The 14,362-nt window shown below is 70.4% G+C and carries 17 protein-coding genes; 7 read left to right on the plus strand and 10 right to left on the minus strand.

The window, feature by feature from the left end; translation table 11 throughout:
• Positions 1–104: 104 nt before the first annotated feature.
• Genes J4030_RS07675 through J4030_RS07695 form a run of 5 tightly spaced genes read left to right on the plus strand, consistent with a single transcriptional unit; the run spans position 105 to position 4,627 of the window.
• On the plus strand, positions 105–1,244 hold the full coding sequence (locus J4030_RS07675; RefSeq protein WP_208048619.1) for a glycosyltransferase family 4 protein: 1,140 nt from the start codon (positions 105–107) through the stop codon (positions 1,242–1,244).
• Positions 1,228–2,259: a glycosyltransferase gene (locus J4030_RS07680; RefSeq protein WP_208048620.1), complete on the plus strand. Its 1,032-nt coding sequence runs from the start codon at positions 1,228–1,230 to the stop codon at positions 2,257–2,259. The genes J4030_RS07675 and J4030_RS07680 overlap by 17 nt, the downstream gene beginning before the upstream one ends.
• The gene (locus J4030_RS07685; protein ID WP_208048621.1) at positions 2,256–3,251 is read left to right on the plus strand and encodes a glycosyltransferase; all 996 of its coding nucleotides are present in this window, start codon (positions 2,256–2,258) and stop codon (positions 3,249–3,251) included. Before J4030_RS07680 ends, J4030_RS07685 begins: the two co-directional genes overlap by 4 nt.
• Positions 3,248–4,111 (plus strand): glycosyltransferase family 2 protein, encoded by an 864-nt coding sequence (locus J4030_RS07690; protein WP_208048622.1) that lies wholly within the window; start codon positions 3,248–3,250, stop codon positions 4,109–4,111. The genes J4030_RS07685 and J4030_RS07690 overlap by 4 nt, the downstream gene beginning before the upstream one ends.
• A gap of 24 nt (positions 4,112–4,135) precedes the next feature.
• The gene (locus J4030_RS07695) at positions 4,136–4,627 is read left to right on the plus strand and encodes a 2'-5' RNA ligase family protein (protein WP_208048623.1); all 492 of its coding nucleotides are present in this window, start codon (positions 4,136–4,138) and stop codon (positions 4,625–4,627) included.
• Between the two features lie 57 nt (positions 4,628–4,684).
• Here the strand turns inward: J4030_RS07695 and J4030_RS07700 are convergent, their stop codons facing one another.
• Positions 4,685–5,194, minus strand: a complete 510-nt coding sequence (locus J4030_RS07700; RefSeq protein ID WP_208048624.1) for a pyridoxamine 5'-phosphate oxidase family protein — start codon at positions 5,192–5,194, stop codon at positions 4,685–4,687.
• Entirely contained in the window at positions 5,191–5,397 is a 207-nt protein-coding gene (locus J4030_RS07705) for a hypothetical protein (protein ID WP_208048625.1), read from the minus strand. The genes J4030_RS07700 and J4030_RS07705 overlap by 4 nt, the downstream gene beginning before the upstream one ends.
• 97 nt (positions 5,398–5,494) lie before the next feature.
• Between J4030_RS07705 and J4030_RS07710 the strand changes: the two genes are divergently transcribed.
• Together J4030_RS07710 and J4030_RS07715 are read left to right on the plus strand one after the other, a co-directional pair.
• Positions 5,495–6,556, plus strand: coding sequence for an NAD(P)H-binding protein (locus J4030_RS07710; protein WP_208048626.1), 1,062 nt, complete (start codon positions 5,495–5,497; stop codon positions 6,554–6,556).
• A 148-nt stretch (positions 6,557–6,704) separates the two neighbouring features.
• On the plus strand, positions 6,705–7,256 hold the full coding sequence (locus tag J4030_RS07715; protein WP_208048627.1) for a Dps family protein: 552 nt from the start codon (positions 6,705–6,707) through the stop codon (positions 7,254–7,256).
• A gap of 125 nt (positions 7,257–7,381) precedes the next feature.
• On the opposite strand, the gene J4030_RS07720 is transcribed toward J4030_RS07715, so the two are convergent.
• The 8 genes from J4030_RS07720 to J4030_RS07755 all read right to left on the minus strand — a co-directional run bounded on the left by J4030_RS07720 (position 7,382) and on the right by J4030_RS07755 (position 14,353).
• Positions 7,382–7,876 (minus strand): DinB family protein, encoded by a 495-nt coding sequence (locus tag J4030_RS07720; RefSeq protein WP_243762998.1) that lies wholly within the window; start codon positions 7,874–7,876, stop codon positions 7,382–7,384.
• Between the two features lie 156 nt (positions 7,877–8,032).
• Complete coding sequence (locus tag J4030_RS07725; RefSeq protein WP_208048629.1) at positions 8,033–8,530, minus strand: cysteine dioxygenase family protein; 498 nt, start codon at positions 8,528–8,530, stop codon at positions 8,033–8,035.
• A 347-nt stretch (positions 8,531–8,877) separates the two neighbouring features.
• A complete protein-coding gene (locus J4030_RS07730; protein ID WP_208048630.1) occupies positions 8,878–10,530 on the minus strand; it encodes a dihydroxyacetone kinase family protein in 1,653 nt (550 codons plus the stop codon).
• A gap of 93 nt (positions 10,531–10,623) precedes the next feature.
• Positions 10,624–11,598, minus strand: coding sequence for a triacylglycerol lipase (locus tag J4030_RS07735; RefSeq protein WP_208048631.1), 975 nt, complete (start codon positions 11,596–11,598; stop codon positions 10,624–10,626).
• A 68-nt stretch (positions 11,599–11,666) separates the two neighbouring features.
• Positions 11,667–12,323, minus strand: coding sequence for a 4a-hydroxytetrahydrobiopterin dehydratase (locus J4030_RS07740; protein ID WP_208048632.1), 657 nt, complete (start codon positions 12,321–12,323; stop codon positions 11,667–11,669).
• Positions 12,324–12,376: 53 nt separating this feature from the next.
• Entirely contained in the window at positions 12,377–13,147 is a 771-nt protein-coding gene (locus J4030_RS07745) for a helical backbone metal receptor (RefSeq protein ID WP_208048633.1), read from the minus strand.
• Between the two features lie 55 nt (positions 13,148–13,202).
• A complete protein-coding gene (locus J4030_RS07750; RefSeq protein WP_307864608.1) occupies positions 13,203–13,640 on the minus strand; it encodes a MarR family transcriptional regulator in 438 nt (145 codons plus the stop codon).
• On the minus strand, positions 13,637–14,353 hold the full coding sequence (locus tag J4030_RS07755) for an SDR family oxidoreductase (RefSeq protein ID WP_208048634.1): 717 nt from the start codon (positions 14,351–14,353) through the stop codon (positions 13,637–13,639). Before J4030_RS07755 ends, J4030_RS07750 begins: the two co-directional genes overlap by 4 nt.
• Between the last annotated feature and the right edge of the window lie 9 nt (positions 14,354–14,362).

Genomic DNA, 14,362 nt, shown 5'->3' on the forward strand with positions numbered 1-14,362 from the left:
CGGTGGCTGGGGTCTATGGTCACATCACCGACGCACGCGCCCGAGCCGATTGAGGTGAACATGCCCCCTCGCCGCACTGACGACACCTGCTCAGCGCCGTGCCGATGAGCTGGCGCGCTTCATCGCGCAGCGCGGGCGACCGGTTGCGCGTCGCCATGCTCGCGCCGGCCCGCAACCACATCGCACCGCCATTCTCCGGTGGCCTCGAGTCGATGGTGTGGCACCTGCGTAACCAGCTCGTCGCCGACGGGCACGACGTGACGCTGATCGCCCGCGAGGGATCGGACGACGTCGACGACCAATGGTCGCTCGCGGGTGGCCGGTGGACGCCGAGCGAGCTCGCAGCCCGGGACCACTCGATGCCCTCGGCGGAGTTCATGACCGAGCACCACACCTACCTGTCGGCGATGCGTCGCCTGGCCGCGGTCGGCCGCTTCCGCTTCGACGTCATCCACAATCATTCGCTGCATTATCTGCCGCTGGCCATGGCCGACACTTGCGACGTGCCCATGCTCACCACTCTGCACACCCCGCCGACCCCCTGGTTGGAGTCCGCGATCGCCTCGGCGACCGGCAAGATCGGCGGGTTCACCGCGGTCAGCGACTTCACCGCGCGCTCCTGGGACCGGCTTCCGGAGGCTCCGGCCGTGATCCACAACGGCGTCGACCTCGCCTGGTGGCACCCCGGCCCCGGCGGCGACCGCTTGTGGTGGTCGGGCCGGATCACCCCCGAAAAGGCTCCGCACCTCGCCATCGAGGCGGCTCGGCTCGCGCGGATGCCGCTCGACTTCGCCGGGCCGATCAGCGACCCCGCGTACTTCGAACGTGAGATCCGGCATCGACTCGGCCCCGACGTCCGCTACCTCGGCCACCTGTCCGGCGCGGCGCAGGTCGACCATGTGCGCCGCGCCCGCGCCGTCCTCGTCACGCCCACCTGGGACGAGCCCTTCGGACTGGTGGTCATCGAGGCGCTCGCGTGCGGCACCCCCGTCATCGCGTTCGGCCGCGGGGGAATTCCCGACATCCTCACCTGCACCCGGGTCGGCCGCCTCGTGCCGGCGAACGACGTCGCGGCGATGGCATGTGCCGCCAGGGCCGCCGACGGGGTGTCCCGCGTCGAGGTCCGACGCTTCGCCGAGCGCCGCTTCTCCCTGCACCAGATGAGTCGGTCCTACATCGAGGCCTACCGCGCGGTCGTCAGCACCTCACTGCCCCAGGTCGTGCCCCATGCCCTCGCTCCCTGAACCCCGCCCCGTACGCGTCTGCACGATCCCGGGTCGTCACCCGTACGTCGACCGGTGCCTCACCGGAGCCCCCGACGTCGTGCATCTGCCCGATTCCGGCGCCAGCACGTCGTACGCCGATCCGTGGCGCCCGTCGCCGGCTCTCGACCCGTCGTGGGTCCGTGCGTACGCCGGCGAGGTCGACGTCATGCACCTGCACTTCGGCTTCGAGCACCGGACTCCCCAACAGCTGCGCACCTGGGCCGACACCCTCGCCGCCCAGGACATACCGCTCGTCCTGACGGTGCACGACCTCGACAATCCGCACACCACAGGCCAGGAGCGGCACCATGCGTCACTGGGAGTGCTCACCAAGGCCGCAGCCGTCACCATCACCCTCACCCGCGGCGCAGCCGACGATCTGAAGCGTCGATACGGTGTGACAGCACACGTCATACCGCACCCACATCAGTTCGACCTCGGCCTGGTGAGCCGCCGGGTCCGCGCGCGGGCGCGGCGCGGCGGCCGGATCGGACTGAATCTTCGATCGCTGCGCCCGAACGTCGACGCCGCTGCCGCCCTTGCCCTGCTGCGGCATGCCCCCGCCGATGCGGACATCGTCATCCGGGTATCGACGGCCGCCCTCTCCGGCAACGGGGTCGGTGCGCTCGTCGCCGCCGGCGCCCGCGAGGGCCGATGGCACGTGGAGGAGGTGGCCGGATACACCGACGAGCGCCAGCTGTGGGAGTTCCTGTCGGGCATCGACGCCTTGCTGTTGCCCTATCGCTGGGGGACCCACTCCGGCTGGGTCGAGTCGTGCTGGGACGTCGGCACGAGCGTCGTCACGCCGGCCGTCGGGCATTACGGCGAGCAGCACCCGACGGTCACGCTGTCCCTGGACGCCCGGCCGGAGGTCGTCCGGCAGGTGCTCGGCGAGCTGCGCCCCGCCGCAGGTGCGACGACGCAGGAACGTCGAGCGGAGCAGTCCGACGTGGCTGCCCGCCACGCCGCGATCTACCGCCGGGCGCTCGGGTGATCGGCTACTACGTGCACCACCAGGGGTCGGGTCATCTCGCACGGCTGGCCAACCTCTCGCGGCACCTGGAGTCCCCGGTGACGGGCCTGAGTTCGCTCGAGGCGCCTGCGGACTGGCGGGGCGACTGGGTGTCGTTGCCGCTCGACGACGACCCGCCAGGACCGGGTGCCGATGTCGACGCACACGGCCGCCTGCACTGGGCGCCGCTGCGGCACCGCGGTTACACGTCCCGGATGGCGACGATCGCCCGGTGGATCGCGGCACACCGACCGCGGTTGATGGTGGTCGACGTGTCGGTGGAGGTCACGCTGCTGGCACGCACCCTCGGCGTACCCGTCGTGGTCGTCGCCATGCGCGGCGACCGCACCGATCCGGCACACGAACTCGCCTACGACGTCGCCGACGCTCTGCTGGCACCGTGGCCCGCCGCGTTCGCCGAGCCGCACTGGCCGGGGCGGTGGACGGCCAAGACCGTGCACACCGGCGCGTTCTCCCGCTTCGACGGACCCAGCTTCGATGCCGCACGCGCCAGGGACGCCGTCGGCCCGTCCGTGACGTGCCTGCTCGGCGATGGCGGGGCGGACCTGCCCGCACACTTCGCGGATCAGGTTGCTGAAGAGACCCCCGACTGGCGCTGGACTTTCTGCGGGGGCCCGTTCGGACCGAGCGAGGTCCCACTCCCCGAACTGCTGGCCGAGTCCGCGGCCGTGGTGACGCATGCCGGCCAGAACGCCGTCGCCGAGGTCGCCGCCCTGCGCCGTCCCGCCGTGGTGGTGGCACAGCCGCGCCCGCACGACGAGCAGCTGGCGACGGCGCGGGCGCTCCGTGCGGGTGCCCTAGCAGTCACGCGCGAGGTGTGGCCCGCTGCAGGAGACTGGCCGGAATTGCTGGCCGACGTCGTCGGGCACGGCGGTGCGTCCTGGTCCCGCTGGAACGACCTACGCGGCGCCCAACGCGCCGCGGCGGCACTCGATGCGAGAGCTTCGGCGTGACCACTCGGGTGGCGCTCGTCACCATTGCGCACGGACGTCACGATCACCTGTCCGCGCAGGTGGCCCATCTGGCCCGCGGCACGCGTCGCCCAGACCGACATGTCGTCGTCGCGATGGGAGACGCCGCCATCGCGCCCCTGTTGTCCCAGACGCCGCACACGCGCGTCGTCCGCATCGACGCCGACCCTGCGAGGCTGCCGCTGGCCGCCGCCCGGAACGCAGGAGCCGCCGCCGCGCTGGAGGACGGCGCGGACACCCTGGTGTTCCTCGATGTGGATTGCCTGCCCGGGTCACGTCTCCTCGAGCGGTACGCGCAGGTCGCGACACCCGTGCGGGACGCGACACCGGTGATCTGGAGCGGCCCGGTGCACTATCTGCCGCCGCGCAGGGAGAGCGAGACGGCGTACACCGACACCGATCTCGCCAGGTCGCGACCGCACCCGGCCCGGCCGGTGCCTGCTGGTGACCGTCTGATGGACGAGCCGCGGCTGGAGTTGTTCTGGTCGTTGTCCTTCGCGCTCAGCGCACCGACCTGGCACCGGTTGGGCGGGTTCTGCGAGGACTACGTCGGGTACGGCGCCGAGGACACCGACCTGGCCCGCGTCCTCGGTCGCGCGGGCGGTCGGTTGACCTGGGTGGGCGGGGCGACGGCGTACCACCAGTACCACGCGACGAGCACCCCACCGGTTCAGCACATTGCACCGATCGTGCGCAACGCCAACGTGTTCCACGACCGCTGGGGTGACTATCCGATGCTGGGCTGGCTCCAGGAGTTCGAGGCACGTGGACTGGTGCGCCATGACGCCGATGCCGGTGAGTGGTCGGTGTGCGACGGCGTGCCCGCGGCGGCGCAGACGTGACAGCCCGCGTGCGAGAGTCAATCGGTGCCGTTCTCATCGCTTGACCTCAGCCTCGACCCGGCCACCGACGAAGCGGTACGCACCGGGTGGCGGACCCTGGAGCAGCTGGAGATCCCGTCGGAGGGTCGTCGCACCAGCTCGACCCACCGCCCTCATCTGACGCTGCTCTCGGCGCCGACCGTGACCCCCGAGCTGTCGCAACGGGCTGCCCACGAACTGGGCCCGCTGCTGCCCGTCCGCTTCACCGTTGGCGCCACCGTGGTCTTCGGGCGCGGACCCTTCGTGGTCGCCTATCTGGTCGTGCCGGACCGTGCGCTGCGTGACGTCGTGACCGACCTGCGCTCCGACGTGGAGGACGGCGCGTGGGTCCCGCACCTGACGCTCTCGCGCAAGGTGCCGGTCACGCGGCTGAACGATGCTCTGTGCGCGGCAGAGACGGCCCGTCCGGACGCGGGGGTCGCGGACTCTCTGCGGCACTGGGATCCCACTTGTCGCACCGTCACTTCGTTGATCTGACGATGCCGTACGACGTAACGGGATACCGCACGCCGTCGGCTGGACGGTCGGTGCCGATCAGAGATCGACCGTCTTGTGGTCCCCTCCCGGCGGCTTGGCACCGGAGGTCAGCGTGCGGACGATGCCGACCAGACGGGACGGTTTCGCCGGGGTGTCCCAGTACTCCGCGGTGTCCGCAGTGACCTTGATGAGCACCACTCGCTCGTCCTCCGGCTCGGCCTGCAGCCACCCCTCGGCGAACTTGTTCCACAACTCACGGTTCTTCTCCGGGTCGTGGACGACCTTCGCCGTACCGGCCAGGGAGACGAAGTCGTCCGCATCGGAGAAGGCCAGGTTGACCCGCGGATCCGCCTGCAGCTCAGCGACTTTCGGCGAGTCCGCGGCCGCGAAGAACCACAGCAGATCGTCGTCGGTCTGCTGTGTCGCCATCGGGCGCGACACCAGCCCCCCGCGCTCGTCGATGGTCGTCATCATGCAGAAACGGGCCTTGTCCAGCAGCTTCCAGACGGTGTCGCGCGCCTCGTCGTCCTGCGCGACGGATGACCCGTGAGCGGCCTGCGACGTCATCCCAGGTCCTCCGGATCGGCCTGCGGGGTCGTCTCGTCCGAGACGGTGCGGTCGGCGCGGTAGTCACGCGGCGCGCCGTCCGCCTCGGTCTGGGAGTCCTGCGCGGGAGGCACGCCGTCATCGGTGCCGGGCGCGTCCTGCGCGCCGCCGCCCGGAGTCATCACGGAGGTCTCGGAGACCTGCTTCTCGTCGTCGTCGCTCATCTCTGCAGTATGCGCCGCGGGAGGACGGGTGGGGCCTGCCCGCCCGGTGGCGGGCGGTGCTGCTGACCGGCCGGCGCACGCGCCGTACTGTCGAGTGATGACCCAGTCCCAGCGTGTCCTCGTCACCGGCGCCAGCGGATATGTCGGAGGCCGGCTCATCCCCGAGTTGCTGCGCCGCGGCCACTCGGTGGCGGGCGGTTTCATCGACGCGTCCGATGCGGAGCGCTTCTGGTGGTCCGACCGGGTCGACGCCGTGCAACTCGACGTGTCGGACAAGGAGCAGGTGCTCGCCGGGCTCGACGGGGTGCACACCGCGTACTACCTGATCCACGGCCTCGGCGGCGACGACTTCATGCAGAAGGACCGCGAGAGCGCGCAGATCTTCGCCGACGGCGCTCAGCAGGCCGGTGTGAGTCGCATCGTCTACCTGTCCGGCATCGTCCCGCCGGTGGACCACGAGGACCTGTCGGACCACATCAGCTCCCGCCTGGAGGTCGAGCAGATCCTCACCGGCTCCGGGATCCCGACGTACGCGCTGCGTGCGGCGATTCTGCTGGGCAGCGGTTCGACGTCGTTCGAGATCGTCCGGCAGTTGTCCGAACGTCTCCCGGTGCACACCATCCCCACCTGGATGAAGTCGCAGGTCCAGCCCATCGCGATCGTCGATGCCGTCAACGCCCTCGCGGGATGCATCGACCACGGCGGGGCGTCACGGTCCTATGACATCGGCGGGTCCGAGCGGATGCCGTACTCCGACCTGCTCGCGCTCTTCACCGAGACCGCGGGCCTCACCCGCCCCCAGGTCGAGGTGCCGCTGCTGCCGACCGCGGTGGTCGGCAAGCTCGCCGGGCAGTTCGCCGACGTGCCGGGTTCGACGGTCCAATCACTGGTCGAGAGCCTGCACGAGGACATGGTCTGCTCCGAGACCGACTTCCGGCGCGACCTTCTCCCGGAGGGCTACGAGCTGGTGGAGGTGCGCGAGGCCTTCGACCGGGCCCTGACCGAACCTGCGGACGACGCCGATCCGAGCGACCTCGATCCTGTCGGTCCGTGGCCGAGCGACCCGGACTGGGCCGGCGGCCGCGTGGAGCGGGACGAGGACGGCACGACACACAAGAAGGGGCTGCTGCGCTCGGTCGTCGACCGCATCACCGACTGATCGTCGCGGATCGAGACGGGCCACCGTGAGCCGTCCGACCGCCGGTGTAACGTCGAAAGCAGTCCCGCCACATCCCTCGAAATTCAGCCCGGGCCCGACCGGCGCCTCATTCGCTGTGTGCGATCGTGCCCCGGCAGAAGGAGCTGTCATGGCCGTGCACTACACCGTTCCCGGACTGTCCACATCGGACATCGAGTCCCTCATCACGACCCTGCAGAAGCGACTGAGCGCGTACAACGATCTGCACCTGACCCTCAAGCACGTGCACTGGAACGTCGTCGGCCCGCACTTCATCGCGGTGCACGAGATGATCGACCCGCAGGTCGACCTGGTGCGTGGGTACGCCGACGCCGTAGCCGAGCGCATCGCGACGCTGGGCGGCTCGCCGTCTGGGACGCCCGGCGCCATCGAGCGCGACCGCACCTGGGACGACTACTCCATCGGCCGCGACTCCGTCCTGGCGCACCTGGGCGCGTTGGACCTCGTCTACAACGGGGTTGTGGGCGACAACCGCAAGGCCATCGCGACCGCCGGTGACGTCGACCCGATCACCGAGGATCTGCTCATCGGGCAGACGGCCGAGCTGGAGAAGTTCCAGTGGTTCGTTCGCGCGCACCTGGAGGACATGGGCGGTCACCTCTCGACCTCCGACTCCAGCACCGAGAAGGGCGCCGCGAAGGAGACCCGCACCGACGCCTGACCGGCTCCACACGCCACGTCGAACGTGCCCACCTCACATCGAGCGGAGGGCTCCGCCGCCGAGTGGAGGGGTCATAGGCCCTCCGCTCGACGGTGCACCCCTCCGCTCGATGCTGTGCCGGCCGGTCAGGTACGCCGCTCGAGCAGGCCGCGCACATACGACGCCTGGCCGGCGTGCTGGCTGATGTCGTTCAGCACCGACACGACCCGGGCACCCAGCGTGACCGGAGGGTTCCAGTTCGCGTCGACCACGCGCTCGTAGTCGTCGCCGGAGAACTCCCGTAGCGCGGCGACCGTCGCCTGGTGGGTCGCGGCGTGGTAGCCCGTCAACAGCGCGGGGTCGTCGACCGCGAACGCGCCGACCTGCGCACTGGACTGCCCGTACCCGATGGTGTCGTCGTCGTACGGGAGGGCGAACCGGCTCGCCCAGCCGTCCGCGGTCCACACCTGGTCCTTCCCGGTGAGCCCAGCGAGGTGATCGTCCTGCACCCGGGTCAGATGCCAAACGAGCCAACCGATGGAGTTCGCGTCCGCATCCGGCCGCCAGAGGAGCTCTGCGGTGCTCAGATCCGTGACGATGCCCGGGATGAGCTCGTGGACCCGTTCAAACGCGTCGGTCAAGAGTGAACCTGTTAGAGCGGCAGAGGAATCCGTAGGCATGACGTCACCCTGTCACGCACGCCCCTCGCCCGTCACCCGGTGGTCCCAACCCGCCGACTGCGCCTGTCGCGGACCGATCGCGCCCCATCAGCGGTGCTACATGCGCAGTCGGCGGATTCACCAGGCGTCGCCGGCGGAGTCGGTGCCGAGGCGGAGCAACTGCTCGCCCTGCAGCTCATAGCGCGTCATGTCGGTCAGCGTCGGGGAGTAGGCGTGCACCGAGATCGCGAGCTCCGAGCCGAGGTTCTGCACGTCGTGGACGTGATCGGCGCCGAAGCCCTTGCCCTGACCGGCGGTCAGGTCGGTACGACGTACGCCGTCGTGCCACGCCTGCTCCACCAAGGCGCCGGAGACGACGACGAACGCGCCCGAAGCAACGCCATGGTCGTGCCAGCCGGTGCCCGTGCCGGACGGCCAGGCGATCGCCCAGATCTGGACGGCGGGGATCGAGGCGAGCTCGATCCAGTGCCGTTCGGCGTGGTCCCGGCTGATCGAGGCGAGCGCGTTCAGACGCCAGTCATGGGCGAAGAGGTGGGCGATGTCGAGCAGTTGACCCGGGTTGTGCCGGCCGGGCTGCGGCGTGGAGGTGAGCGGGGCAGCGGTGAGAGTGGTCATGGGTGCGGTCCTTCGACGGGGATGCAGACGGTCGGGGTCGACGTGGGAGTCAGTCGCCGCGACAACACTCGGCGCGCAGCTGACCCCCGGTGGGACACATGCCGCGGGCGCGGTCGACGCGCCCGGACACACCCCGGCTCCTCGGGAGGTCAGCGGTCGAGAGATCCTCGATGCCACGCTGAGTTATCGAATGCATAACGCGAAGTTAGGCGTCGTGATCGACCGTGACCATCCCCCGTCCACGATCCGGACACCCCACGTCGAGCGGAGCGGTACGGCGCCGAGTGGAGGGGACGTGACCACTCCGCTCGAGATCGGACCCCTCCGCTCGGTGGGAGGAGCCGCCGTCAGTCCGAGAGCGCGTCCAGCCAGACCGTGATCGCGACCGCGCCGGGATCCGGATGGCCCTTGACCCGATCGCCCAGATAGCTGGAGCGCCCGCGGCGGGCCACCTGCGACGTCGTGCCGTCAGCGCCTCGGCGGGCAGCCGCCTGCGCAGCCGCCAGCCCGCCGGTGGCCTCGGCCGCGGCGGGCGCCAGGGCGTCGACCATCGTGCGATCACCCGGCTTCGCGCCACCCAACTCCTGCACACCCTCACTGGCTGCCTGCAGCGCGGCCGCCCAGTCACCCTCTGCTCCCACGGCTTCGGCCGCCCGCAACAGGCCCGCCGCGTACAACGGCCCCGACGTCCCGCCGACCTCACGGCGTACGACGGCCGCGAGCGCGCGGAGCTGATGGCGCGCGTCCCCGGTCTGCGGCTCCCCCAACCAGGAGCGGGCGCCGCGGGCCAACGCGGTCCCGAGGTCACCGTCGCCGACGACCTTGTCCATCTGAGTCAGCTCCTCCTCGGCCGCGAGCAGCGCGTTGCAGGCCCGCTCGATCCCAGCCGCGCAGGTTCTGTCGTCGACGCCTTCCTCCTCCTGTGGGCTCCAGGCGGCGGCAGGCAGCTCCACCTGCACCAGGCCCGGCGCGTCGGAGGCGCCTCGACTGGGCCAACCGATCGATGCCGTCGGCGCATCCAGGAGTGCGAGCAGATCCGGGTGCACGTCGGTCGCCAGCAGCGAGATCGAACATCCCGCCATCTCCAGGCTGGTCATCACCAGGCCCTGATAGATCCGGTCGACTCGAATTCCTCTCTGCTGCAACAGATTAACTGCCGCTCTGGACACGATCGCCAACTCCATCGGCGGGGTGCCACCGGTGGAGTTGATCAGCGCCACGACGTGGGCACCGGACTCGTATCCACGGTCCTGCACCACGCCGTCCACCAGTCGGCCGGCCAGGTCGTCCGCCGGCGCCATGTCGATGGAGGTCACGCCCGGCTCGCCGTGGATGCCCAGGCCGAGCTCGACCCCGTGCTCGGCGATGTCCGCACCGGGTTCGTCGGACCCCGGCACCACGCACGGAGTCAACCCCAGTCCCATGGTGCCGACACCGGCGGCGACGGCCTGCGCGGCCGCGGTGACGTCGTCCAGCGAACCGCCCTGCTCTGCGAGGGCGCCCGCGGTCTTGTGCACGAGCACCGTCCCGGCCAGGCCGCGCCGTCCCGCGTTCTCGTCGTCGTCGGCGAGCGCGACGTCGTCCCCCACGACGACCATCCGCACGTCGTACCCCTCGGAGCGGGCCAACTCGGCCGCCAGCCCGAAGTTCAGCCGATCGCCGGTGTACGACTTCACGATCAGCAACGCACCGCCGGTGCCGGTGACCGCCCGGATCCCGTCGAGGACGGCGTCGACACTCGGGGAGGAGAAGACCCCGCCGCTCACCGCGGCGGTCAGCATCCCGCTCGCGACGTATCCGGCGTGGGCGGGTTCGTGCCCGGCGCCGCCACCGGAGATGAGGGCGACCGGGAGTGCGGTGTTCGGCCCGTGGCTGAGACGGTCACGACGTACCACGATGGTGCGATCGCGCAGGATCGCGGTGCCCGGTTGGGTGAGCACCACTCCCTCCATCGATTCCCGAACCACCTCGAGCGGGTCGTTGATCAACTTCTTGGCCACGGTTGCTCCATCCAGGTCGTCCCCGCACGTCGTCGTGGGGTCTTCGGCCACCGTGGCCCTCCCCGGCGCGACGCGCAAGGCATCCGCGGCGAACTACCTCGGGAGGCCCCCCAGCCCCGGCGTCCCGACGAGCGCTAGCGCCGCCTGGCAGGACGGCTTGAAGTTCGGCACGCGCGGGCCGAGCGCGTTCAGCACATCCTGAATCGCGTTGTTGTCGTAGATGATTCCGAGGTGGTCCGTGGCGTCGAGCGGGCACTGTTGCTGCAGGACGATGTTCGTCGCACCAGGCCCCTTGAGGAACGCGTTGGTGTACGGCGTGACGACGTCGTCGAGCCGGGTCTCGATGACGGTGTAGTGCACCCCGGGCACCGTGTCGCCGTTCGCGTTGAGTGACTTGGTGAACGGCGAGGTGTTCAGCTGCTGGTCGAACGCGGGAGCACCGGAGGCGTTCAGCAGGTCGACGCCTGTGGCGTTCTGGACGGCGCCGACCAGGGTGAGCACCCCGAAGAAGGTCGTGCCGTAGTTGGACGGCGCCAGGCCGATGAGCGAATCGACCTTCGATGCGCCGCCGAGGTTCTGCAGGTAGTAGCGCGGCAGCGGGCCGCCGCCTTGCGACCATCCGACGATGTCCACCTTCGCGGCACCGGTCTGCGCGAGCACCTTGTCCACGAACCCCGACACCTGACGAGCCGAGGTCGGGATGTCGCCGACCGCGCCGATGACACCGCCGGTGGAGGCAGTGAGATCGGTGTCGCCGTAGTTCAGGCCGTAGACGCAGTAACCCTGGTCGGCCAGCAGCGGTCCGATCCTGGCGAACGAGTGCGTGATGCGGGAGGTGGTGCCCTCCAGCAGCACGACCGGACGCGGATGCGCGGCGCTCGGCGTACACGGGACGTTGACGCCCGGCGGGTTGGCATCGGGCGTGGACACCCAGCTCGCGTACCCCGTGGCGGAACCGCCGATCGGATAGGCGGGCGTCGCCGCCTGCGCGGGCGCCGTCTGCGCCACGCCGATACCGCCCACCAGGGCGATACCCGCGCAGACCTGACCGATGCGTCGTCTCGTCATTACCGGAGAGTAACGCGCCATTCACCTCCGGATGAGACTCAGGTCACATCCGTTTCTCCCCGTCGTGCTCAGCCGTCCCGTCCGCTGATCGTGCAGATGCACACCCTGTTGCCGTCCGGGTCGGCCAGCACCGTGAAGGCCGGCGCCTCCTCCTCGTCGACGACCACGCCGCCCGCGGCGACGGCGGCGGCGATCCGACCGGAGGCGACCTCGGGAGCGAGCCAGAGGTCGAAATGCCACCGCTGCCGGGGGGTCTCGTGCTCGTCGGTGCCCTGGAACCACATGCTCGGTACTCGTCCGGTCGGGTCGAAGACGGAGTCGTAGATGCGGTTGTCCGGGCTGCCGGTGAGCAGCGCGGACCAGAACGGCCCGACGCGGTCGTCATCGGCGGTGTCGAGTGCCAGCTCCAGCTGCGCGACCTCGGTGGGGCGCGCCGCCAGGCCGTGCTCGGCGGCGATCCGACTGATCTCCCGGGCCAGGTCCAGGTCCTTCTGCGTCACCCACAGCCCGGCTTCGTGGGTGACGAGCGAGAGGTCCACCACGCCGTACGTCAGCCGGACGTCCGGATGGTGATTGGCGGACTCGGCCGCATCGGCGACCGCGGCGATGAACTTCGCGGCGGTCGCGTAGTCGGGGACGGCGTAACGGGCATGCAGCGCCTGGGCGAGTTTGCGCCAGTCATCGATCCCCGCGGCGCGGATCTGTGCGTTGTCGACTTTGTCCATCCGCCGACTGTGGCACGGGGGTCCGACAGCCGGCGGCGTTTTCCTCCTCGGCGTCAGCCCTCGGGCATCGCCCGCAGCAACGCGTCGGTCAGCTCCCGGCGCGCGGTCGTCAGCGACGGGCCGTACCAGGTGAGCGCGCGGCCGGAGACGAGGGCTGTCGGCACCGCGAACGCCTCGGGCCCGTCGTCGGGATCGAACGCGTACGGCTCGTCGGGCAGGACGACCAGCTGCGCGACCTGTTCGATCTCGGCCACGTCCACGTGCGGATAGCGCGGCGCGTCGGCGTACGCGTTGACCGGGCCGAGCCGGTGCAGCAGGTCACCGGCGAAGGTCCCGCCCCCGACCACCATCCACGGGTCGCGCCAGACCGCGATCGCGGCACTCACGGCCGGCAACGTCGCCGGGGCGGACCACACCTCGCGGGCCTCGGCGAGCCATTCCGGCCGGGGCCAACCCAGTGCCGCGAACAACCGGCCGAGAGATCCCAGCGCGCCCGGCAGGTCTGCGATCTCGGTGACCCACACCGCGATCCCCGCGGCGCGCAGCCGCCGCACGTCGAGTTCGCGGTTCTCCTCCCGGTTGGCCACCACCACGTCGGGACGCAGCGCGCGGATCGCGGCGAGGTCGGGGTTCTTGGTGCCGCGCACCCGGCGTACGTCGAGATCGGGGGGATGCGTGCACCAGTCCGTCGCGCCCACCACTGCCTCCGGACGCGCAAGAGCGAGGGTCTCGGTCAGCGACGGCACCAGCGAGACCACCCGGCGGGCGGGCCCGGTCAGCTCCAGCGGGTGTCCGAGGTCGTCGAGCGGCAGCACGCCCCTCATCCAACCTCTCGCCCGGGCGCCGCCCCGAACGTGACTGTCCTCCGTGTCGTCGTTCTCACAGACGCTCCAGAAGGCCTGCGAGGCGCCGGACCGCGTCGCCGTCGAGCTCCGAGAGGGCATGCGGCGTACGCAGGAGGATCGCGTCGGCGGTGGCGACCGCGGCATGCCCCTCGTCGGTGAGAGCGACGAGCTTGCGCCGTCCGTCCTCGGGGTGAGGTCTGCGTTCGACCAGCCCATGAGCCTGCAGTTTGTCGACCACCAGCGTCGCGTAGGGAGCATCGAAACCGTGGGCATCGGCGATCTGCGAGAGCGTCGACGGTCCATGCCGAAGTTGGAACAGGACCTTCCCGCGCCCGGCGCCGAGACCGAATCCCAGGGCCTTCGCAAGCTCTTCGTGCCGGTTCTGAGCACTCACGAACTGCTGCATGAGTGCCCAGGCGTACGCCGCCGGGTCGGCCGGACGATCGCCACCCGCCTGCTTCGCAGCTGTCACCACGGCACCGTGCGACCCAGGTAGTCCACGTAGTGCAGGCCCGGTCGGCCGCCGAGATCGTCGATCGTGGTCACCACGTGGGGGATGCTCTCCCCCACCTCGAGTCGCGCGTCCTCGCCGCCCATCTCGGTCTTCACCCACCCCGGCGCCATGAGCACCAGGGTCCGGTCCTCTCCCTCATGACGCGCTGCGTAGCTGCGCATGAACGTGTTGAGTGCGGCCTTGCTGCCGCGGTAGACCTCGTGGCCGCCGCGTTCGTTGTTCGTCACGCTGCCCTGGCCCGAGGACATCACCCCGATGGTGCCGGTCGGCGTCAGGAGGTCCTGCAGGGTCTCGATCACCCGCAACGGGCTGAGCGCGTTGGTCACCATCACTCGCACGAACTCCTCCGTGCTCGTCTGCGCGACGGTCCCCTCCGGCCGGTTGGTGACCCCGGCGCTGACGAAGAGGACGTCGAACGTGCGGTCCGCCAGCCGCCCGCGCAGGGCGTCAATCTGCTCCGGCACCGTCACGTCTACCGTCTCGATCTCGATGCTGCCGGACGGTCCATCGGCCGCCGGCAGCGTCGTCGAACTCGGATCGCGGACGGTCGCAACGACGTGCCATCCGCGACGTGCCCACTCCTGTGCCAGGGCGTGGCCCAGACCCCGAGAAGCTCCGATGAGGAGAACAGATCTCGATACCGTCGCGCTCGTTCGATCGGTTGTAGTCATAACAACAGT

It is taken from the genome of Allobranchiibius sp. CTAmp26, assembly GCF_017565405.1.
Taxonomy (GTDB): domain Bacteria; phylum Actinomycetota; class Actinomycetes; order Actinomycetales; family Dermatophilaceae; genus Allobranchiibius.